The sequence below is a fragment of the Burkholderia sp. ZZQ-2 genome, assembly GCF_050768715.1.
In the GTDB taxonomy this organism is placed as follows: domain Bacteria; phylum Pseudomonadota; class Gammaproteobacteria; order Burkholderiales; family Burkholderiaceae; genus Burkholderia; species Burkholderia cepacia.
Genome location: NZ_LDVA01000292.1, coordinates 14,382 through 33,240 on the forward strand (window position 1 = coordinate 14,382; position 18,859 = coordinate 33,240).

Below are 18,859 nucleotides of genomic sequence, written 5' to 3' on the forward strand. Positions count from 1 at the left end.
TGAGCCCATCATTCCCGAACCACGGAGCACACCCATGCAACTGACAGGAGAGATGCTGATCGGCGCCGAAGCGGTCGCCGGCTCGGCCGGTACCTTGCGCGCGTTCGACCCGTCGAAGGGCGCACCGATCGATGCGCCGGCATTCGGCGTCGCGGCGCAGGCCGACATCGAGCGTGCATGCGAACTCGCGCGCGACGCGTTCGACGCGTACCGCGCGCAGCCGCTCGCGGCCCGCGCGGCGTTTCTCGACGCGATCGCGGATGAAATCGTCGCGCTCGGCGACGCGCTGATCGAGCGCGCGCACGCTGAAACGGGCCTGCCCGTCGCGCGGCTGCAGGGTGAGCGCGGCCGCACCGTCGGCCAGCTCCGGCTGTTCGCGCGTGTCGTGCGCGACGGCCGCTTCCTCGCCGCGTCGATCGATCCCGCGCAGCCTGCCCGCACGCCGCTGCCGCGCTCGGACCTGCGGCTGCAGAAAGTCGGGCTCGGGCCGGTCGTCGTGTTCGGTGCGAGCAATTTCCCGCTCGCGTTCTCGGTGGCCGGCGGCGATACGGCGTCGGCGCTCGCGGCCGGCTGCCCGGTGATCGTGAAGGCGCACGAGGCGCACCTCGGCACGTCCGAACTGGTCGGCCGCGCGATTCGCGCCGCCGTCGCGAAAACCGGGATGCCGGCCGGCGTGTTCTCGCTGCTGATCGGCCCCGGCCGCGTGATCGGCGCGGCGCTCGTCGGCCATCCGGCGGTCCAGGCCGTCGGCTTCACGGGGTCGCGGCAGGGCGGCATGGCGCTCGTGCAGATCGCGAATGCCCGCCCGCAGCCGATTCCCGTCTACGCGGAAATGAGCAGCATCAACCCCGTCGTGCTGTTCCCGGCGGCGCTCGCCGCGCGCGGCGACGCGATCGCGACGGGTTTCGTCGATTCGCTGACGCTCGGCGTCGGCCAGTTCTGTACCAATCCGGGCCTCGTGCTCGCGATCGACGGCCCCGATCTCGACCGCTTCGAATCCGTCGCCGCGCAGGCGCTCGCGAAGAAGCCGGCCGGCGTGATGCTCACGCCCGGGATCGCCGATGCGTATCGCCATGGCCGCGGCAAGCTGGCCGAACTGCCGGGCGTGCGCGAAATCGGCGCGGGCGAGACTGCGCAGACCGACTGCCAGGCCGGCGGCGCGTTGTACGAAGTCGGCGCGCAGGCGTTCCTGTCCGAGCCGGCGTTCAGCCACGAAGTGTTCGGGCCGGCGTCGCTGATCGTGCGCTGCCGCGATCTCGACGAAGTCGCGCGCGTGCTCGACGCGCTCGAGGGCCAGCTCACGGCGACGCTGCAGATGGACGCCGACGACAAGCCGCTGGCCCGCCGGCTGCTGCCGATCCTCGAACGCAAGGCCGGGCGCCTGCTCGTGAACGGTTACCCGACCGGCGTCGAGGTGTGTGACGCGATGGTGCACGGCGGGCCGTTCCCCGCGACGTCGAACCCGTCCGTCACGTCGGTCGGCGCGACGGCGATCGAGCGTTTCCTGCGTCCGGTGTGCTACCAGGATTTCCCGGACGATCTGCTGCCGGAAGGGCTGCAGGAGAAGAATCCGCTCGCGATTCCGCGGCTGCGGGACGGGAAGGCGGAGTGACGGGCGGCGACGATTGAGCGTGTGATTTCCGGCGGCCGGTGCGTTGGGGTCGGTGCCGGCACGCGGAAACCAAAAGGCGGATGTGGCCGGTGGGCCGCGTCCGCCTTTTTTGCATGGCGGGTTTCGGTGCTGACGGGTTTGTTCGAAGTGTCGACAAGAATCATGTCGGGGCAGCATGGAAGTCGGCGGTCGGAGCAGCGGCCTCGGGGTACGTGACTGCCGTGGATCTTGCCGTCTTCCCCGTCACCCGGTTTTCTCCTACAGTAGCGAAGCCTCGGGCCAGCCGGCCCGCAGGCAAGCCTGAGAGACCGACAAAAGACAACGAGGGAACCCCCGATGAACATCAACAAGCGTGGCGATCACCTGTTCGCGGCCGGATTGTGGAAAGCGATCGGCGACGTCGCGAAATCCGTGCGCACCCAGGTCGGCCAGTACAGCGAAGGGCGCGTGCTCGCGAACGCGCTGCTGGAATTCCAGCGCGACCTGGGCGGCAGCGAATTCGACGTGACGATCAACCAGGGGCGCGTCGTCACGGGCGCCGACGCGCATTCGCTCGTGTTCGGGCAAGCCGTGCGCCGTTTCCGGCAGGACATGGAAGCGCTGGTGTTCGCGCTCCAGTACCGGCGCGGCATCGACGAACGCGACCCGGGCCTGCGCACCGAAGCGCTGCTGCAGGCGAACAGCCAGCTCGCGACCGCGAAGCAGTCGGCGACGATCACGGTCGGCCGGTTCTTCGATGCGGTCGTCGACCGCGACGTGCTCGGGCAGATCCTCGACGGCGAATCGAATGCACGCGCGCGGGCGGGCACACAGGGGCAGATCGAGGCGACGCGGGTCAGGCTCGCGAACGTGCGCCACCGGATCGTCGGAATCATCGCGCAGATGTGACGCGGCCGGACGGCCTGCGAGGCGGGGTGGCGTCACGCGAGGCGCCGCGCCGGAGGCGGCACCCGTCGCGGCGGATGCGGGCGCGGATACTGCTGCGAACGGTCGCGATACCGTCGAACCGGCACGCGACGCGACAACCGGCCTGCGGCGCCGATCAAGGCGCCGCGCAGGCCGTACCCGCTTACTGCGGGCCCATCTTCTTGATCAGCACGTCGAGTTCGGCCGCTTCGGCCTCGGTGAGGTCGACGAGCGGCGCCCGCACGGGGCCCGCGTCGTGGCCGACGAGCTTCGCGCCCGCCTTCACGATGCTGACCGCATAACCCGCGCGGCGGTTGCGGATCTTCAGGTACGGCAGGAAGAACGTGTCGAGCAGGCGACCGACCGTTGCGTGGTCGTCCTTCGCGATCGCTTCGTAGAACTCCATCGCCGTCTTCGGGATGAAGTTGAACACGGCCGACGAATACACCGGCACGCCGAGCGCCTTGTACGCGGCGGCATAGACTTCGGCCGTCGGCAGGCCGCCGAGATACGCGAAGCGGTCGCCGAGGCGGCGGCGGATCGTCACCATGCTTTCGATTTCGCCGACGCCGTCCTTGAAGCCGATCAGGTTCGGGCAACGATCGGCGAGGCGCTCGAGCATGTCGGCGTTCAGCTTCGAATTCGCACGGTTGTACACCACGACGCCGATCTTCAGTGCGCGGCACACCTGCTCGACGTGCTCGGCGATCCCTTCCTGGCTGGCTTCGGTCAGGTAATGCGGCATCAGCAGCACGCCGCTCGCGCCGAGGCGCTCGGCCTCCTGTGCATATTCGATCGCGACGCGCGTCGCGCCGCCCGCGCCGGCGAGGATCGGCACCTTGCCCTTGCAGGTTTCCGTCGCGACGCGGATCACGTCCGAATACTCGCGCTGCGTGAGCGAGAAGAATTCACCGGTGCCGCCGGCCGCGAACAGCGCGCTCGCACCGTACGGCGCGAGCCATTCCAGGCGCTCGGCATAGGTGGACGGGCGGAAGCTGCCGTCGGCGTCGAAGTCCGTCAGCGGAAAGGACAGCAGGCCGTGGGAGATGATCTGTTTGAGTTCTTGCGGTGAAGTCATGGTTGGGTCGTCCGTCTAGCGCGAGTGCTGGTTCGTCGGGAACGGCATACGAGCCAAATTGGCGATGTCGTTGTATGTCATCGTACAACGAGGGAAAGGGCCACGCAAGCGGTTTGCTGGCGGGTAAATGATAGGGTCTTTCCGGATAAGGGTTTACGCAGCATCGCCGGCCAGAGTTGAATGTCGTATGATGACTAACAATATGGCCGACAGCCTCCAGGATTTCCGATGACTGCTTCCCCGCTCTACATCCGCGTGCATCCGGACGACAACGTCGCGATCGTCGTCAACGACGGCGGCCTGCCCGAGGGCGCGACGTTCGCCGACGGGCTGACGCTGCGCGAAGGCGTGCCGCAGGGGCACAAGGTCGCGCTGGTCGATCTCGCGGCCGGCGACCCGATCGTCCGCTACAACGTGGTGATCGGTTATGCGCTGGCCGAGCTGCGACGCGGCAGCTGGGTCAACGAGCGCACGATGCGCATGCCCGAGCCGCCGGGGCTCGACAACCTGCCGCTCGCGACGCGTGCCGCGCCGCCGCTGCCGCCGCTCGAAGGCTATACGTTCGAGGGCTTCCGCAATGCCGACGGCTCGGTCGGCACGCGCAACATCCTCGCGATCACGACGACCGTGCAGTGCGTGTCGGGCGTCGTCGAGCATGCGGTGCGGCGGATCAAGGCCGAGCTGCTGCCGCGCTACCCGAACGTCGACGACGTGGTCGGGCTCGAGCACACCTACGGCTGCGGCGTCGCGATCGACGCGCCCGACGCCGACATCCCGATCCGCACGCTGCGCAACATCAGCCTGAATCCGAACTTCGGCGGCGAGGTGATGACCGTGAGCCTCGGCTGCGAGAAGCTTCAGCCCGAGCGCCTGCTGCCGCCCGGCGCGATTCCGGTGGCGGCCGACGGCGCCGGCGACAACGGCGGGGTCGTGTGCCTGCAGGACGCCGCGCACGTCGGCTTCAACTCGATGATCGACTCGATCATGACGATGGCCGAATCGCATCTCGAGCGGCTGAACCGCCGCCGCCGCGAGACGTGCCCCGCGTCGGATCTCGTCGTCGGCGTGCAGTGCGGCGGCAGCGACGCGTTCTCGGGGCTCACCGCGAATCCGGCCGTCGGCTTCGCGGCCGACCTGCTGGTGCGCGCGGGCGCGACGATCATGTTCTCCGAGGTGACGGAAGTGCGTGACGGTGTCGCGCAGCTCACGTCGCGTGCGGCGAACGAGGACGTTGCGCGCGAGATCATTCGCGAGATGGACTGGTACGACCGTTACCTGCAGCGCGGCCGCGTCGACCGCAGCGCGAACACGACGCCCGGCAACAAGAAGGGCGGCCTGTCGAACATCGTCGAGAAGGCGATGGGCTCGATCGTGAAGTCGGGCAGCGCGCCGATCGCCGGTGTCGTGCGTCCCGGCGATCGCGCGAAGCAGAAGGGGCTGCTTTATGCGGCGACGCCCGCGAGCGACTTCATCTGCGGCACGCTGCAGCTCGCGGCCGGGATGAACCTGCACGTTTTCACGACCGGCCGCGGCACGCCGTACGGCCTCGCGCAGGTGCCGGTGATCAAGGTCGCGACGCGCAGCGATCTCGCGCGCCGCTGGCACGACCTGATGGATCTCGACGCGGGGCGGATCGCGACCGGCGCGGCGACGATCGAGGACACCGGCTGGGAACTGTTCCGGCTGATGCTCGACGTCGCGAGCGGCAAGCGCCGCACGTGGGCCGAGCAGTGGAAGCTCGCGAATGCGCTGACGCTGTTCAATCCGGCGCCGGTGACCTGACGCAAGCGGCTGATGCCGCCGGACGATGCGGGCGCCCGACGGCGCCCGTTTTCATTGCGGCGCGCGTGGCCGCGACGGGCGATCGTTATGCGATGTCGATCGGCAGCGACAGCCCGACCTTGACGCGCGACATCACGACCATCGTTTCGAAGTGACGAATGTTGTGGTGCTGCCGGAATACGCGCGTGGAAAACTCCTCGTAGTGGTCGATGTCGCGCATCGCGATCATCAGCACGAAATCGGCGCGCCCCGTCACCACATAACACTGCATGACTTCCGGCAGCGACTTCAGGAACCGCTTGAATTCGTCGAGCAGGTCGACCCGTTCGCGCTCGACCTGCACGAGGACGAGCATCGTCAACGGGAGGCCGACCTTGGCCGGATCGACGACGGAAACGTCCTGCTGGATATAGCGCTCGTCGCGCAGCCGCTTCACGCGGCGCAGGCATGCGGGCGGGCTCAGGCCGATCTCGGCGGCGAGCGCCTGGTTGGTGATCTGGTTGTCGTGCTGGAGGCGGGCGAGGATCCGCAGGTCGAAATCGTCGAGCGGTGTGGCGGCGGGATTCATCGGATTTCCTTCGGAGAGAAAAAACGAAACAAACTCGCGAATGATGCCGCCCGATGTTTATCGGATTTCGCGACGGCTGCCGATAATCGTAGCACCCGTCAACGATGAAGCCGCGAGGAAAACATCATGCGTTTCCGACATCTGCTGCTGGCGCCGCTCGTGCTGCTGGTGCCACTTGTGTCGCTTGTACCGGCCGTTCCCGCGTTCGGCGCGGATACGGTCGTCGTGGGTTTTGCCGGCGCGCTCACGGGTGCGCAGGCGCATTTCGGCGAGGACAGCGCGCGCGGCATTCGGCTCGCGATCGACGAAATCAACGCGGCGCATCCAGGCGTCGCCGGGCATCCGGTCACGTTCGCGCTCGACGCGCAAGACGACCAGGCCGACCCGAAGGTCGCGACGACGGTCGCGCAGCGCTTCGTCGATACGCACGTCAGCGCCGTGATCGGCCACCAGAATTCGGGGACGTCGATCGCCGTCGCGCGGCTCTACGCGACGGCGAACATCGCGGAGCTGACGCCGTCGGCCACCAATCCGGCGTTCACGCGTCTCGGCTATCGCACCACGTTCCGGATGCTCGCGAACGACGACTTTCTCGGGCAGGCAGTCGCGCGTTATGCGGTCGAGCAGTTGCACGCGCGCCGCATCGGTGTCGTCGACGATCGCACGGCCTACGGGCAGGGCATCGCGGACGTGTTCGCCGGCGGGCTCGGGAACACGGGCGCCGCCGTGGTCGCACGCGAATACACGACCGACAAGGCGTTCGACTTCGGCGCGCCGCTGACGCTGCTCAAGGGCCGTGCGCCCGACGCGATCTTCTTCGGCGGCATGGACACGCAGGGCGGGCCGATGCTCAGGCAGATGAAGAAGCTGCGGATCGCCGTGCCGCTGCTGGGCGGCGACGGCCTGTGCACGCACGAGATCCTGAAACTGGCCGGCGATGCGCTCGACGGCAACCTCGTGTGCGCAGACGGCGGCCGAAGCCTCGCGAAGATGCCGGGCGGCCCCGCGTTCGCGGCGCGCTTCATGCGGAAGTACGGCGCCCCCGTGCAGCTCTACGCACCGTACGCCTACGACGCGATGATGGCCGTCTACCACGCGGTGATGCTCGCGCAGTCCACCGATCCGGCAAAGATTGTCGACGCGCTGCATCGCGTCGACTTCCAGGGCGTGACCGGCCGGATCGCGTTCGACGCGAACGGCGAGCTGCGCAATCCGGCGGCAACGATTTCGACGTTCAAGGGAGGCAACAAGGTGACTTTGTCGGAGGTAGTGAAATGAATACGCGGATTCTTCCGGTGGGCACCGCATCGCTGCGCGACGTCGCGCGGCCGGTCGGCGACGTTACCGATCCCGCCGTGCGCGAAGCCGCCGGCGCACTGCGCGCCGCGCTGCGCGCGTTTCGCGACGAACACGGTTTCGGCCGCGCGGTCGCCGCGCCGCAGATCGGCGTCGGGCAACGGATGATCGCGCTCGCGCTGGACGGCTGGCCCGACGTGATCGTGAACCCCGAAATCGTGTGGCGCAGCGACGCGCGGATGACGCTGTGGGACGACTGCATGTGCTTTCCCGACCTGTTCGTGCGTGTCGAGCGCCACGCGTCGGTGAGCGTGCAGTACACGACGCTCGACGGCGAGCTGCATCGGCGCGACGCGCTGTCGCCCGATGTGTCGGAGCTGATGCAGCACGAGATCGACCATCTCGACGGCAAGCTGTCGTTCGATCGCGCGGCGGGGCCGAATGCGGTCGTGCATCGCAGCGTGTTCGACGCCGATCGCGCGTCGTTTGTCGCGCAGGTCGACTACGCGCCGCACGCGCCCGACGTGAAACGTACGGCGCCGGAGAGCATTCAGTCCGCCGATGCATCCGCGTATCCGCCGGGCGCCGCGTACATGAATGGCCGCTTCGTTCCGATCGCCGACGCGCGCGTGTCGGTGCTCGACTGGGGTTTCCTGCATTCGGACGTCACGTACGACACCGTGCACGTGTGGAACGGCCGCTTCTTCCGCCTCGACCGGCACATCGCGCGGTTCAGGCGCTCGCTGGCGAGGCTGCGGCTGGACGTGCCGTTGGGCGACGACGCGTTGCGCGACATCCTCGTCGAATGCGTGCGCCGCTCGGGCCTGCGCAACGCGTACGTCGAAATGCTGTGCACGCGCGGCGTATCGCCCACCTTCAGCCGCGACCCGCGCGACGCGGTGAACCAGTTCATCGCGTTCGCGGTGCCGTACGGCTCGGTCGCGAACGAGCGGCAGTTGCGCGAGGGCCTGCACCTGCATCTGGTCGACGACGTGCGGCGGATTCCGCCCGAATCGGTCGATCCGCAGATCAAGAACTACCACTGGCTCGACCTCGTCGCCGGGCTGCTGAAGGGGTATGACGCGGGTGCGGAGTCGGTTGTGCTGAAGTGCACGGACGGCAGCATCGCCGAAGGGCCCGGGTTCAACGTCTTCATCGTGCGCGACGGCCGGCTTCGGACGCCCGAGCGCGGCGTGCTGCACGGCATCACGCGGCAGACCGTGTTCGAGCTGGCGGCGTCGATGGGCATCGACGCGCAGGCCGGCTGCGTCGACGATGCGCAACTGCGCGAAGCCGACGAGGTGTTCATCACGTCGACGGCCGGCGGGATCATGCCCGTCACGCGGCTGAACGGCGCACCGATCGGCGACGGCCGGCCGGGCCCGATGACGCGCCGGCTGTTCGACGCGTACTGGGCGAAGCACGAGGATCCGGCGTGGAGCCTGGCGGTCGACTACGCGGCCAACTACGCGGCCGGCTGATCGCGGCGGCGCGGGCGCGATTTCCTTACCTCGTACGTAATCGACCGCCCGCGCGAGGCCGGCGACGATGACGGCACGCGAATACGAAACACGCAACGTTCGCGACCTCGTCCCCTCGTCGACACCAGGAGCCTCGCCATGAACACTGCTCAATCCGCTTCGTCCGCCTCGTCCATTCACGCCGACCTGATCGACCGCTACTTCGACGCATGGAACGAACCCGACGTCGCGCGTCGCCGCGCGCTGATCGATGCGACCTACGCGAGCGACGCGGCCTATCGCGATCCGTTGATGGCCGGCGACGGCCACGCGGGCATCGACGCGATGATCGCGGCCGTGCAGGCGCGTTTCCCCGCGTTCCGCTTTCGCCGCACGACCGACGTCGACGCGTTCGGCCAGCACCTGCGGTTCTCGTGGGCGCTCGTGTCGCCCGACGGCGCGGCGATCGTGAAGGGTTCGGACTTCGGCACGGTCGACGCGTCGGGCCGCCTCGCGACGGTCACCGGTTTCATCGACGAGATGCCGGCCGCGGCGCCGTGACGCGAGCGATGCATGCGCAACGGCCAACGGGATCGGGTAACGTTATGCGATTCGTTCCTGATCCCGGAGACTAGCCGACATGCTGAAGAATCTCGACCCGCTGCTGCACGCCGACATCCTGCACACGCTGCGTGCGATGGGGCACGGTGACGAAATCGCGATCTGCGACGCGAATTTCCCGGCGGAATCCGTCGCGGAGCACACGGTGGTCGGCCGCGCGTTGCGCATCGACGGCGCCGATTCGGCGCGCGTCGTGCGCGCGGTGCTGTCCGTGCTGCCGCTCGACACGTTCGTCGACACGCCCGCATGGCGGATGGAAGTCGTCGGCGACGCCGCCGCGGTGCCGCCCGTGCAGCGCGAGGTGCAGGCCGAGATCGACCGCGCGGAAGGGCGCGCGGTGCCGCTCGCGGGCATCGACCGTTTCGCGTTCTACGAGCGTGCGCAGCAGGCCTACGCGGTGATCGTCACCGGCGAACTGCGCGGCTATGGCTGCTTCATCTTCAAGAAAGGCGTGTTGTTGAGCGACGCGGGCTAAACGCGTTTTTCAGTGCGTCGAGCCGCCGGCGCGGCCGCCGCAGTGTAAAGATTTGCTACAACCTTTTTCTTGGACACGGCGAAAAGACCCTCTATGCTGGCCCATTTGCCGCGCCCCCTCCCGGGCCGCGCGGCGTCGAACCGCCCGGGCGCGCCCGGGGCAAGCGGCCGAATTGCATACGAGGAGAGAGGCATGACGCGTACCGTCGATTCCGGCGTCATTTTTTTCGCACGCCTGGCGCTGGCGGCGTTGTTCTTGTGGGGCGGCATCATGAAGCTGCTCGGCTACAGCGATTTCATCGCGTATCTGCACGGAATGAACGTGCCCTATCAACAGGTCGTCGCGCCGATCGTCGTCGCGATCGAGGGGCTCGGCGGCCTGCTGCTGATCGTCGGCTACAAGGTGCGGCCGCTCGCGCTGCTGATGGCCGTCTACACGATCGCGACCGCGATGGTCGGGCACAATTTCTGGGACGCGACGAGCGCCGCCGTCCAGCACGACATGGTGATTCACTTCTGGAAGAACGTCGCGATCGCCGGCGGGTTCCTGCTGCTGTTCGTCACCGGCGCCGGCGGCGCGAGTATCGACGCGCTGCGCCGGCCGAGTTCGTCGTACGGCGTGCTGCGCTGAACCGGGCTGACTCGCGCCGCCAGGCCGAGGCAAGGCAAAAGGGCCGAATCCCGCACGCCGCGGGATTCGGCCCTTCGTTCATCAAGCGGGCGCCGGCGTTCAGTGCGTGCCCTTCACGTCCTTCGCATCCTTCGAGAACTGCACGGCGATCGCGCCGAGCACGCAGATCGCCGCGACGTACACGACCGGCGCGAGCGGATTCGATTTCATCATCAGCGACACGATCACCGGCGTGAGGCCGCCGAAGATCGCATACGCGACGTTGTACGAGAACGAGATGCCCGAGAAGCGCACGACGGCCGGGAAGCTCTTGACCATCACGAACGGCACCGCGCCGATCGTGCCGACCATGAAGCCCGCGATCCCGTAGTAGAGCGGCAGCGTCGACGCATCGGCCGCGACCTGCACGAACAGCAGGTAGTAGCACGCGGCCAGCCCGATGCCGCCGATGCCGAGCACGCGCTTCGCGCCGATCCAGCCCGCGAGCGAACCCGCGGTGATGCAGCCGGCGGTCAGGCACAGCGTCGCGACGCTGTTCGCGAACAGCGTCGTCGCGGGCGTCAGGTGAAACTGCTTCTGCAGCAGCGCGGGCGTCATCAGGATCACGACGACGATCGCGGCCGACAGCATCCACGTGAGCAGCATCGACACGATCACCGCGCGGCCGTGGTCGCGCAGCACGGCCTTCAGCGGAATCTCGGCCGCGAGCGCCTTCTTCGCCTTCATCTCGGCGAACACCGGCGTTTCATGCAGCCAGCGGCGCAGGTACACGGAGAACAGGCCGAACACGCCGCCGAGCAGGAACGGGATGCGCCACGCGAACGCGGCGACTTCGGCGGTCGAGTAACGGCTGTTGATGCCGGCGGCGACGAGCGAGCCGAGCAGAATGCCGGCCGTCAGGCCCGCGGTCAGCGTGCCGCATGCATAGCCGATATGACGCGACGGCACGTGCTCGGACACGAACACCCACGCGCCCGGCACCTCGCCGCCGACTGCCGCGCCCTGCAGCACGCGGAACAGCAGCAGCAACACCGGCGCGAGGATGCCGATCGTGTCGTAGGTCGGCAGCAGGCCCATCAGCAGCGTCGGCACGGACATCATCAGCACGCTCAGCGTGAACATCCGCTTGCGGCCGAACAGGTCGCCGAAGTGCGCCATGATCACGCCGCCGAGCGGGCGGGCGAGATAGCCGGCCGCGAAGATGCCGAACGTCTGCAACTGGCGCAGCCAGTCGGGAATGTCGTGCGGGAAGAACAGTTGCCCAATCGCCGGCGCGAAGAACACGAAGATGATGAAGTCGTAGAACTCGAGGGCGCCGCCGAGTGCGGCAAGGCCAAGGGTCTTGTAGTCGCTGCGCGTGAGCGCGCGTTCGGCGGCGCGAGGCACGCCGCTCAATTCGGAAGCTTGCATGGTCAGGACGATCGGTTTTCGAATGTTGTTGTCGGTGCTGCGTCTCCAGGGCCCGCTATCGGCATGGACTGACAAGGCGCGGCTTGCATCGTCGAAGCGTGTCGTGTGCCGGGTGAGGCGCGCAACACGCGCCGCCGCACCGGGATGGGGCACGGCAGGGACGAAGCGTCAAAGCGGGTGGGAGGATTCTACAGGAGCGCGAAATGCGTGCGCGGGTGGGCGACGGGGAAGGCTTCGGAGCGTGCGGCCGGGGCCGGGGCAAAAGCGCGCGCGGCGCGGGCGGCCGGTGAGCCGCCGACGCGCCGCGCGGGGCCGGGTTGCGTATCAGTTGCCGGCGATCGTATCGACCGGCTTGAACGTGCCGCGCTCGACCTTGTAGATCGTCACCGGCGCATCCTTCAGGTCGCCTTTCGCGTCGTACGCGATGCTCGGGGCCGACACGCCCTTGACCGACACCTTGCCGAGATACGGCGTGTACACCTTCGGGTCGGTCGAGTTCGCGTCCTTCATCGCGGTGAGCAGCGCGATCGTGCCGTCGTACGAGTACGGCGAGTAGGTGATCACGTCTTCGTTGAAGCGGGCCTTGTAGCGTGCCGCGTAGCCGGCGAAGCCCGGCATCTTCTCCTTCGGCAGCCCGCCCATGTAGACGATCGCGCCTTCGGCCGCGTCGCCGCCGACCTTCAGGAACGTCGGCGAGCGCGACATCTCGCCCGTCACGAACGCCGACTTCATCCCGAGCTGGCGCATCTTGCGGATCATCGGCGACGATTGCGCGTCGCCGCCGCCGTAGAAGATCGCGTCCGGGTTCATCCCCTTGAGGTTGGTCAGGATCGCGGAGAAATCGAGCGCCTTGTCGTTCGTGAAGTCGCGCTTGATGATCGTGCCGCCCGCCGCCTCGACGGCTTTCGCGAATTCGTCGGCGATGCCCTGGCCGTAGGCCGTGCGGTCGTCGATGATCGCGATGCGCTTGAAGCGCAGCGTCTTCACCGCGTACGTGCCGACGATGCGGCCCGCTTGAGCATCGCTCGTCAGCAGCCGGTAGGTCGTCTTGTAGCCGCGCGCGGTGTATTGCGGCGACGTGGCCATCGAGATCTGCGGCAGCCCCGCGCGATCGTACAGGTCGGACGCGGGAATGCTCGTGCCCGAGTTGAAGTGCCCGATGATCCCGCGGACGTTGTCGTCGATCAGCCGCTGAGCGACGGTCGTGCCCGTGCGCGGGTCGGCCTGGTCGTCCTGCGAATCGAGCTGGAACGTGACGGGCTTGCCGCCGATCGTCGGACGCGTCGCGTTGAAATCGGCGATCGCGAGCTGCACGCCCTTCTGCATGTCCGTGCCGTAGTTCGACTGCGGGCCGGTCAGCGGTGCGGCGAAACCGATCTTGACGACGTCGGCGGCAATGGCGTGCGCGCCCGACAGTGCGCAGGCAGCGGCCAGCGCGACGTGCGATACCTTCAGCTTCACTTTCACTTCCCCTTGATGGCGTGGTTGGGCCGCCGCCGGCTGGCGGGCCGGCACCGGTAAACCGGGCGAGACGGTTCGGTCGGCAGGCCGATGCGAGGGCCGTGCGTGCGTGCCGCGTGCTGCCCGGGCTGTGCCGGAATCGGCGCGTGTGGTGGCCGATGCCGCAGGCCCTGCACGCCGGTCGCTGCCGCGGCGGAAGGTCGTCTCGTGACCGTGAAGCGAAGTCTAGACAGCGAAAATGCGTGCGTCTTGCGCGTTCGGTGCGCGGCCGGCGACGATATCGGCATATCGTCGATAACCCTGATATATGCCGAAATCGTCATGCCGAATGCGCAAACGCGCCAAGACGCTGTACGGTTGCATTTTTATGCTGGCGAGTTCGAGCACGCCGTGTCGGTGCGCCGGTGAGCCCGTGCACTCACGGCAGGTCGGCATCGGCGCATGCGGATTTGCGGCCGGCCGCTGCATGCGCGGCGCAGTGGTTGTGCATGCAACGTATGTTGCGTGTCGAAGCCGGTCGGCGCGACGGCGCGACGTGACGGCTGCCGCCAACTTGCCCGCCCTTGCGATCGGCGCGACGCGATCGGAGGGGCGCTTCTATAATCGACGCCATCTGCCACTCGCATTGCGGTTGCCGGGATGACGACCTTGCCAGCCGTACCGCCCATGAGCCTGTCCGATACGTTGCGCCACCAGCCCGACAACGCCGATCTCGGCGCGATGCTCGCGCACTTCCGCCTGCTCGAACCGGTGTTCGATGCGCTGCCGGACGTCGCGTTCTTCGTGAAGGACTCAAACGGCCGCTACGCGCTCGTCAACCGCACGCTGGCGATGCGCTGCGGCTACAAGGACAAGCGTGACCTGCTCGGCAAGACGGCCGACGAAGTGTTTCCGCGCCGCTTCGGCCGCAGCTATTTCGAGCAGGACATGGCGACGATCAACGCAGGCCAGCAACTGATGGACCAGCTCGAGCTGCACCTGTATCCGGGCCGCCAGCCGGGCTGGTGCCTGACCTGCAAGGAGCCGCTGCGCGATGCCGCAGGCAGGGTGGTCGGTCTCGCGGGCATCTCGCGCGACCTGAAGGCACACGAGGGATCGCACCCGGCGTACAGCCGGCTCGCCGACGTGGTCCAGCACATCCAGGATCACTACGTACAGCCGCTGAACCTGAAGCAGCTCGCGCAGATGGCCGGGATGTCGGTCGCGCAGCTCGAGCGCTACTTCCACAAGGTGTTCCACCTGACGCCGCGCCAGGTGCTGCTGAAGACGCGGCTGGATGCGGCCACCGCGCTGCTCGTCACGCACGACAAGGTGACCGACGTCGCGGCGCTATGCGGCTATACGGATCACAGCGCGTTCACGCGCCAGTTCAAGGCGACGGTCGGCGTGACGCCGACGGAATACCGGTTGATGCTGCAGGAGCGGGCGGGGTGACGCGACACGTCGAACGGGCCGGCGAGTCGCAGGGATCGGGGCGATACGGGGAAACGGTGAAGCGGTGAAAACCGCGGCTCAGCGGTAGCCGAGCCCTTTCAGGACGGCGGTGCCGTTTTCGGTCAGCCGGAAGCTGGGGGCCGTATCGGCGTCGAGCTTGACCATCTCGACGAGGCCGGCTTCCTGCAGCGCAGGCAGTTCGGGTTTGGCGTTCGCGCCGATCGGTGCGTGCAGCAGCACGAGCAGCGTCGCGATTTCATGATGACTGAGCAGGCGGCGCAGCATCGTCTTCTTTGCAGGGGGCGCGGCCGGGCGGCCCGCGGGTGCTTCTACGGCGCTCATCGCTTTCCTCCTTTTCGAGATAACTATCGGGTACTGGTTGCGGATGGTGCCGTCGAAGACTTAAGCGATTCTTAAAACTGCGGCCGCGGACCGTATGCTGCGCTGCGGTACGGGTTACCGGATGTAACGTGAGACGGGCGCGGTTTCCGGCCCGATCGCGGCAAGCCGCGCGGGCGGGTGCGCTGCCGCGCGATTCACCGCGATGGTGCGCGCGGGATGAGGCCCTTTGAGTCAGCTGCGGGGCAGCGAATGTGATTCGGCCCCGAAATCCAGATTCGTCTCCTTCGCTTATTTCCTGTGCTGCGCCTGCGCGGCCAGGCGCACGGCTGCGTTTGCCGCCCCGTAGCCGTCGTATCCGCCGCGCCGCTCGACGATCTCGAGCGAGAAGCGGTTGTCGACCAGTTCTGTATACGCGTGCAGGAATTCGCCGCCGTGCTCGTCGCGGTCGTACAGCAGGTGATGCGTGCTCAGTGTGTCGATCAACTCGTCCGGCAGCGCGTAGCGTGCGGCGAGATCGTCGTAGTAGTTCGGCGGAATGCGCAGGAACGGAATGCCGTCGGCCGCGAACGCGGCGATCGTCTTCACGATGTCGTCCGTGCGGAACGCGACGTGGTTCAGCCCCGTGCCGTGGTAGCGGTCGAGCGATTCGGCGACCGCCGTGTGCCGGTCGACCGACGCGTTCAGCGCGATCCGCACCGAACCGTCGGCGCTGCGCACCGCGCGGCTGCGCATCAGCCCGTACGGGTCGGGCACGAGCCAGCTGCGTTCGGCCTCGAAGCCGAATGCCGTCTTGAAGAACAGGATCCACGTATCGAGTGCGTCGGCCGGCAGCGCCAGGCACACGTGATCGATACCCGTCAGCGGGCCGACCTCGCTCGGGCCGTCGATGTCGGTCAGCACGAAATCCGATTCATACAGCGTCGGCGCGTTCGGCGCTTCGTCGACGAAATACTCGAGGCTGCCGTCCGGCGCCTGCACGCTCGGCAGCACGCGTTCGTTCGGCCCGACGCGGCCGGAGAACGGCGCGTAGCCGAAACCGGCCGCGCGTTCGAACGCCACTTTCGCGTCGTCGACGCGGAATGCCGAAGCGCACAGCGACAGCCCGTGCTGCTGGAAGAACGCATCGGCGAACGAGTCGCGTTCCGCGTTCAGCACGATCGACGCGGCGCCGTGCTGGAACAGCGTCACGTCCTTCGACCGATGCCGGCCCGCGAGCCGGAAGCGCATCCGGCCGAGCCATTCGCCGACGGTTGCCGCGGCCTGTGCGTCGACCGCGAATTCGATGAACTGGAACCCGACATGCGCGGGCGGCGCCGGCGGCGCGAACAGCGGCTGGCTGGCGGCCGGCGCGCGGCCGTCCCGCGCGAGCTGCTCGCGTGTCAGTTCTTCCAGGTAGAGCAGCGAGCGATGGCCGTCGGCGGCCGTGATCGCGGTCGGCGCCGCGCGGAAGCCGTCGTTGAAGATCTCGAGCGACAGCGGCCCCGTGTAGCCCGATTCGATCACGCGCGCGGTGAAGCGCGCGAGGTCGAAGTCGCCCTGGCCCGGGAACGAGCGGAAGTGGCGGCTCCATTCGAGTACGTCCATCGCGAGCTTCGGCGCATCGGCGATCTGCACGAACGCGATCCGGTCGCCGGGGATGTCGGCGATCGCGTCCGGAGAATCGTCGAGCGACAGCGTATGGAAGCTGTCGAGCGCAAGGCCGAGGTGCGGGCTGTTCACGGCATTCACGAGTTTCCACGCATGGCCGTACCGCTTCACGACTCGGCCCCACGCGAGCGCTTCGTACGCGGCGACCACGCCGGCTTGCCGCGCGGCTTCCGCGAGCGCGCCGAGCTGGTCGACGAGCAGCCCGTCGTCGGCGATCGTGTCGGCCGACACGTTGCTGCACACCAGGATGCGGTCGGTGCCGAGCGCATGCATGACGTCGAACTTGCGCTTGATGCGATCGAGGTTGCGGGCGAGCTGGGCTGCGCTCACGCCCTCGAAGTCACGAAACGGCTGGAACAGCACGATGTCGAGGCCGAGATCGGCGGCCATGCGCCGGACGTCGGCCGGCGATCCGTCGAAGTAGACGAGGTCGTTTTCGAAGATTTCGACGCCGTCGAAGCCGGCGGCCTTGATGGCGGCGAGCTTCCCGGCGAGCGTGCCGGACAGTGACACGGTGGCGATCGAGCGCTTCATGGGCGAATCCTGCGGATGAGCGGGGCACGGCGCCGATCGAATCGACCCTGAATGAACCAGTCGTTGAATTAACGACGAACGCCATATCCCGAATTTACTGGGTTAGTGCTGCGTATTGTACAAACTAACTAGGTGGTACAAATTAGCGAAAACCCGAAAAGACATTGCGCTTTCGCAAGCGCACACTAGCGCCAAATCTTGACGTCAGGGGGCGACGTCGGCTAGCGATGCGCCCCCGTTTTAGGAGCAGAAACACCATGAGCAAGCCCAAGGTGCTGGTGCTGAACGGCCCGAACCTGAATCTGCTGGGGACGCGCGAGCCCCATATCTACGGCGCGGAAACGCTCGCCGACGTCGAGCAGCGCTGCCGAACGGCCGCTGAAGCGCTCGGGCTGGAAATCGACTTCCGCCAGTCGAACGCCGAGCATCAGCTGATCGACTGGCTGCACGCCGCGCGTCACGACACGCACGGCATCGTGATCAACCCGGCTGCCTATACGCATACGTCGGTGGCGCTGGCCGACGCGCTTTCCGCGATCGCGAAGCCGGTGATCGAAGTTCATATCTCGAACGTGCATCGTCGCGAGGCGTTCCGTCACCATTCCTATGTGTCGGCGATTGCCGAAGCCGTGATCTGCGGCTGCGGCACCGAAGGCTACGTGTTCGCGCTGCAGCGTCTGGCGACGCTGTTCGCGCAGGGAGCCGCACGATGAGCCGCCCGTCGTTTCTGATCGGCCTGATCGGCCAGGGCATCGGCGGTTCGCTGTCGCCTGCGATGCACGAGGAAGAAGGTTTCCGCCAGGGGTTCGGCTATGTCTACCGGCGGATCGACCTCGACGTGCTCGGCGTGACCGTCGACGCACTGCCGCAACTGCTCGATGCCGCGCAGCGGATGGGCTACAACGGCCTGAACATCACGCACCCGTGCAAGCAGCGCGTGATCGAGCACCTCGACGCGCTGTCGGACGATGCGCGTGCGCTCGGCGCGGTGAACACCGTGTTGTTCAAGGACGGCAAGCGGATCGGCCACAACACCGACTGGTCGGGCTTCGCGAAATCGTTCCGCCGCGGGTTGCCCGACGCGTCGCTCGAACGCGTCGTCCAGCTTGGCGCGGGCGGCGCGGGCGCGGCCGTGGCGCACGCCGCGCTGCAGATGGGCGCGGCCGAACTGACGATTTTCGATGTCGACGGCACGCGAGCCGCCGCCCTCGCGGCTGAACTGCAGCAACGCTTCCCCGCGGCACGGGTTGTGCAGGGCGGTGATCTCGCGGACGCGATGCGCACCGCGACGGGCCTGATCCACGCAACGCCGACAGGCATGGCCAAGCATCCGGGCCTGCCGCTGCCGGCCGAGCTGCTCCACGCGGGCATGTGGGTGGCCGACATCGTGTATTTCCCGCTCGAAACCGAACTGGTCCGCGCCGCGCGCGCGGCCGGCTGCGCGACGCTGCCGGGAGGCGGGATGGCCGTGTACCAGGCCGTCGATGCGTTCGAGATCTTCACCGGACGAACGCCGGACGACGAACGGATGTTCGAACACTTTCAGTCGCTGGTCGCACGCTGACCCTTCTACCGACTAGCTGAAAAAAGAGATCAGGAGACA

At 67.6% G+C, this 18,859-nt stretch carries 17 protein-coding genes; 11 read left to right on the forward strand and 6 right to left on the reverse strand.

The features are described from left to right. Window positions 1–34: 34 nt before the first annotated feature. Both ABY44_RS25025 and ABY44_RS25030 read left to right on the forward strand, forming a co-directional pair. Complete coding sequence (locus tag ABY44_RS25025; RefSeq protein ID WP_060173951.1) at window positions 35–1,612, forward strand: aldehyde dehydrogenase (NADP(+)); 1,578 nt, start codon at window positions 35–37, stop codon at window positions 1,610–1,612. Window positions 1,613–1,948: 336 nt separating this feature from the next. Continuing rightward, entirely contained in the window at window positions 1,949–2,500 is a 552-nt protein-coding gene (locus tag ABY44_RS25030) for a hypothetical protein (protein ID WP_021159300.1), read from the forward strand. A gap of 181 nt (window positions 2,501–2,681) precedes the next feature. Here ABY44_RS25030 and kdgD read toward each other — a convergent pair whose 3' ends face one another. Continuing rightward, the gene (kdgD, locus tag ABY44_RS25035; protein WP_027790500.1) at window positions 2,682–3,596 is read right to left on the reverse strand and encodes a 5-dehydro-4-deoxyglucarate dehydratase; all 915 of its coding nucleotides are present in this window, start codon (window positions 3,594–3,596) and stop codon (window positions 2,682–2,684) included. A 228-nt stretch (window positions 3,597–3,824) separates the two neighbouring features. Here kdgD and garD point away from each other — a divergent pair, with 228 nt between their 5' ends. Then, entirely contained in the window at window positions 3,825–5,378 is a 1,554-nt protein-coding gene (gene garD, locus ABY44_RS25040) for a galactarate dehydratase (protein ID WP_060173950.1), read from the forward strand. Between the two features lie 85 nt (window positions 5,379–5,463). Here the strand turns inward: garD and ABY44_RS25045 are convergent, their stop codons facing one another. Beyond that, window positions 5,464–5,946 (reverse strand): Lrp/AsnC family transcriptional regulator, encoded by a 483-nt coding sequence (locus ABY44_RS25045; RefSeq protein ID WP_060173949.1) that lies wholly within the window; start codon window positions 5,944–5,946, stop codon window positions 5,464–5,466. A gap of 126 nt (window positions 5,947–6,072) precedes the next feature. Here ABY44_RS25045 and ABY44_RS25050 point away from each other — a divergent pair, with 126 nt between their 5' ends. The 5 genes from ABY44_RS25050 to ABY44_RS25070 all read left to right on the forward strand — a co-directional run bounded on the left by ABY44_RS25050 (window position 6,073) and on the right by ABY44_RS25070 (window position 10,428). Further along, window positions 6,073–7,224, forward strand: a complete 1,152-nt coding sequence (locus tag ABY44_RS25050; protein ID WP_060173948.1) for a branched-chain amino acid ABC transporter substrate-binding protein — start codon at window positions 6,073–6,075, stop codon at window positions 7,222–7,224. Beyond that, window positions 7,221–8,723: an aminotransferase class IV gene (locus ABY44_RS25055; protein WP_081072777.1), complete on the forward strand. Its 1,503-nt coding sequence runs from the start codon at window positions 7,221–7,223 to the stop codon at window positions 8,721–8,723. Before ABY44_RS25050 ends, ABY44_RS25055 begins: the two co-directional genes overlap by 4 nt. A gap of 138 nt (window positions 8,724–8,861) precedes the next feature. Then, window positions 8,862–9,263: a nuclear transport factor 2 family protein gene (locus ABY44_RS25060; protein WP_060083747.1), complete on the forward strand. Its 402-nt coding sequence runs from the start codon at window positions 8,862–8,864 to the stop codon at window positions 9,261–9,263. A gap of 79 nt (window positions 9,264–9,342) precedes the next feature. Beyond that, a complete protein-coding gene (locus tag ABY44_RS25065) occupies window positions 9,343–9,798 on the forward strand; it encodes an RbsD/FucU family protein (RefSeq protein WP_021159305.1) in 456 nt (151 codons plus the stop codon). 192 nt (window positions 9,799–9,990) lie between these two features. Then, entirely contained in the window at window positions 9,991–10,428 is a 438-nt protein-coding gene (locus ABY44_RS25070) for a DoxX family protein (protein ID WP_021159306.1), read from the forward strand. A 99-nt stretch (window positions 10,429–10,527) separates the two neighbouring features. On the opposite strand, the gene ABY44_RS25075 is transcribed toward ABY44_RS25070, so the two are convergent. Continuing rightward, window positions 10,528–11,838, reverse strand: coding sequence for an MFS transporter (locus ABY44_RS25075; RefSeq protein WP_060173947.1), 1,311 nt, complete (start codon window positions 11,836–11,838; stop codon window positions 10,528–10,530). Window positions 11,839–12,162: 324 nt separating this feature from the next. After that, window positions 12,163–13,299: a branched-chain amino acid ABC transporter substrate-binding protein gene (locus tag ABY44_RS25080; RefSeq protein ID WP_021159308.1), complete on the reverse strand. Its 1,137-nt coding sequence runs from the start codon at window positions 13,297–13,299 to the stop codon at window positions 12,163–12,165. Between the two features lie 639 nt (window positions 13,300–13,938). On the opposite strand from ABY44_RS25080, the gene ABY44_RS25085 reads away from it, so the two are divergent. After that, the gene (locus ABY44_RS25085) at window positions 13,939–14,733 is read left to right on the forward strand and encodes an AraC family transcriptional regulator (RefSeq protein WP_027790508.1); all 795 of its coding nucleotides are present in this window, start codon (window positions 13,939–13,941) and stop codon (window positions 14,731–14,733) included. A gap of 78 nt (window positions 14,734–14,811) precedes the next feature. On the opposite strand, the gene ABY44_RS25090 is transcribed toward ABY44_RS25085, so the two are convergent. Next, entirely contained in the window at window positions 14,812–15,075 is a 264-nt protein-coding gene (locus tag ABY44_RS25090; RefSeq protein ID WP_021159311.1) for a hypothetical protein, read from the reverse strand. A 288-nt stretch (window positions 15,076–15,363) separates the two neighbouring features. Next, window positions 15,364–17,256 (reverse strand): bifunctional sugar phosphate isomerase/epimerase/4-hydroxyphenylpyruvate dioxygenase family protein, encoded by a 1,893-nt coding sequence (locus ABY44_RS25095; RefSeq protein WP_060173946.1) that lies wholly within the window; start codon window positions 17,254–17,256, stop codon window positions 15,364–15,366. A gap of 257 nt (window positions 17,257–17,513) precedes the next feature. Here ABY44_RS25095 and aroQ point away from each other — a divergent pair, with 257 nt between their 5' ends. Together aroQ and ABY44_RS25105 are read left to right on the forward strand one after the other, a co-directional pair. Next, the gene (gene aroQ, locus ABY44_RS25100) at window positions 17,514–17,969 is read left to right on the forward strand and encodes a type II 3-dehydroquinate dehydratase (RefSeq protein WP_059695347.1); all 456 of its coding nucleotides are present in this window, start codon (window positions 17,514–17,516) and stop codon (window positions 17,967–17,969) included. Continuing rightward, complete coding sequence (locus ABY44_RS25105) at window positions 17,966–18,820, forward strand: shikimate dehydrogenase (RefSeq protein WP_060173945.1); 855 nt, start codon at window positions 17,966–17,968, stop codon at window positions 18,818–18,820. The genes aroQ and ABY44_RS25105 overlap by 4 nt, the downstream gene beginning before the upstream one ends. Window positions 18,821–18,859: the final 39 nt, after the last annotated feature.

Excerpts from the sequence above, each read along its gene's own strand:
- ABY44_RS25060 (WP_060083747.1), top strand. The coding sequence starts at position 8,862 with ATGAACACTGCTCAATCCGCTTCGTCCGCCTCGTCCATTCACGCCGAC.
- ABY44_RS25065 (WP_021159305.1), top strand. The coding sequence starts at position 9,343 with ATGCTGAAGAATCTCGACCCGCTGCTGCACGCCGACATCCTGCACACG.
- ABY44_RS25055 (WP_081072777.1), top strand. The coding sequence starts at position 7,221 with ATGAATACGCGGATTCTTCCGGTGGGCACCGCATCGCTGCGCGACGTC.
- ABY44_RS25045 (WP_060173949.1), bottom strand. The coding sequence starts at position 5,946 with ATGAATCCCGCCGCCACACCGCTCGACGATTTCGACCTGCGGATCCTC.
- ABY44_RS25025 (WP_060173951.1), top strand. The coding sequence starts at position 35 with ATGCAACTGACAGGAGAGATGCTGATCGGCGCCGAAGCGGTCGCCGGC.
- ABY44_RS25090 (WP_021159311.1), bottom strand. The coding sequence starts at position 15,075 with ATGAGCGCCGTAGAAGCACCCGCGGGCCGCCCGGCCGCGCCCCCTGCA.
- aroQ (WP_059695347.1), top strand. The coding sequence starts at position 17,514 with ATGAGCAAGCCCAAGGTGCTGGTGCTGAACGGCCCGAACCTGAATCTG.
- ABY44_RS25030 (WP_021159300.1), top strand. The coding sequence starts at position 1,949 with ATGAACATCAACAAGCGTGGCGATCACCTGTTCGCGGCCGGATTGTGG.
- ABY44_RS25070 (WP_021159306.1), top strand. The coding sequence starts at position 9,991 with ATGACGCGTACCGTCGATTCCGGCGTCATTTTTTTCGCACGCCTGGCG.
- ABY44_RS25050 (WP_060173948.1), top strand. The coding sequence starts at position 6,073 with ATGCGTTTCCGACATCTGCTGCTGGCGCCGCTCGTGCTGCTGGTGCCA.
- ABY44_RS25095 (WP_060173946.1), bottom strand. The coding sequence starts at position 17,256 with ATGAAGCGCTCGATCGCCACCGTGTCACTGTCCGGCACGCTCGCCGGG.
- ABY44_RS25085 (WP_027790508.1), top strand. The coding sequence starts at position 13,939 with ATGACGACCTTGCCAGCCGTACCGCCCATGAGCCTGTCCGATACGTTG.
- ABY44_RS25075 (WP_060173947.1), bottom strand. The coding sequence starts at position 11,838 with ATGCAAGCTTCCGAATTGAGCGGCGTGCCTCGCGCCGCCGAACGCGCG.
- garD (WP_060173950.1), top strand. The coding sequence starts at position 3,825 with ATGACTGCTTCCCCGCTCTACATCCGCGTGCATCCGGACGACAACGTC.
- ABY44_RS25105 (WP_060173945.1), top strand. The coding sequence starts at position 17,966 with ATGAGCCGCCCGTCGTTTCTGATCGGCCTGATCGGCCAGGGCATCGGC.
- kdgD (WP_027790500.1), bottom strand. The coding sequence starts at position 3,596 with ATGACTTCACCGCAAGAACTCAAACAGATCATCTCCCACGGCCTGCTG.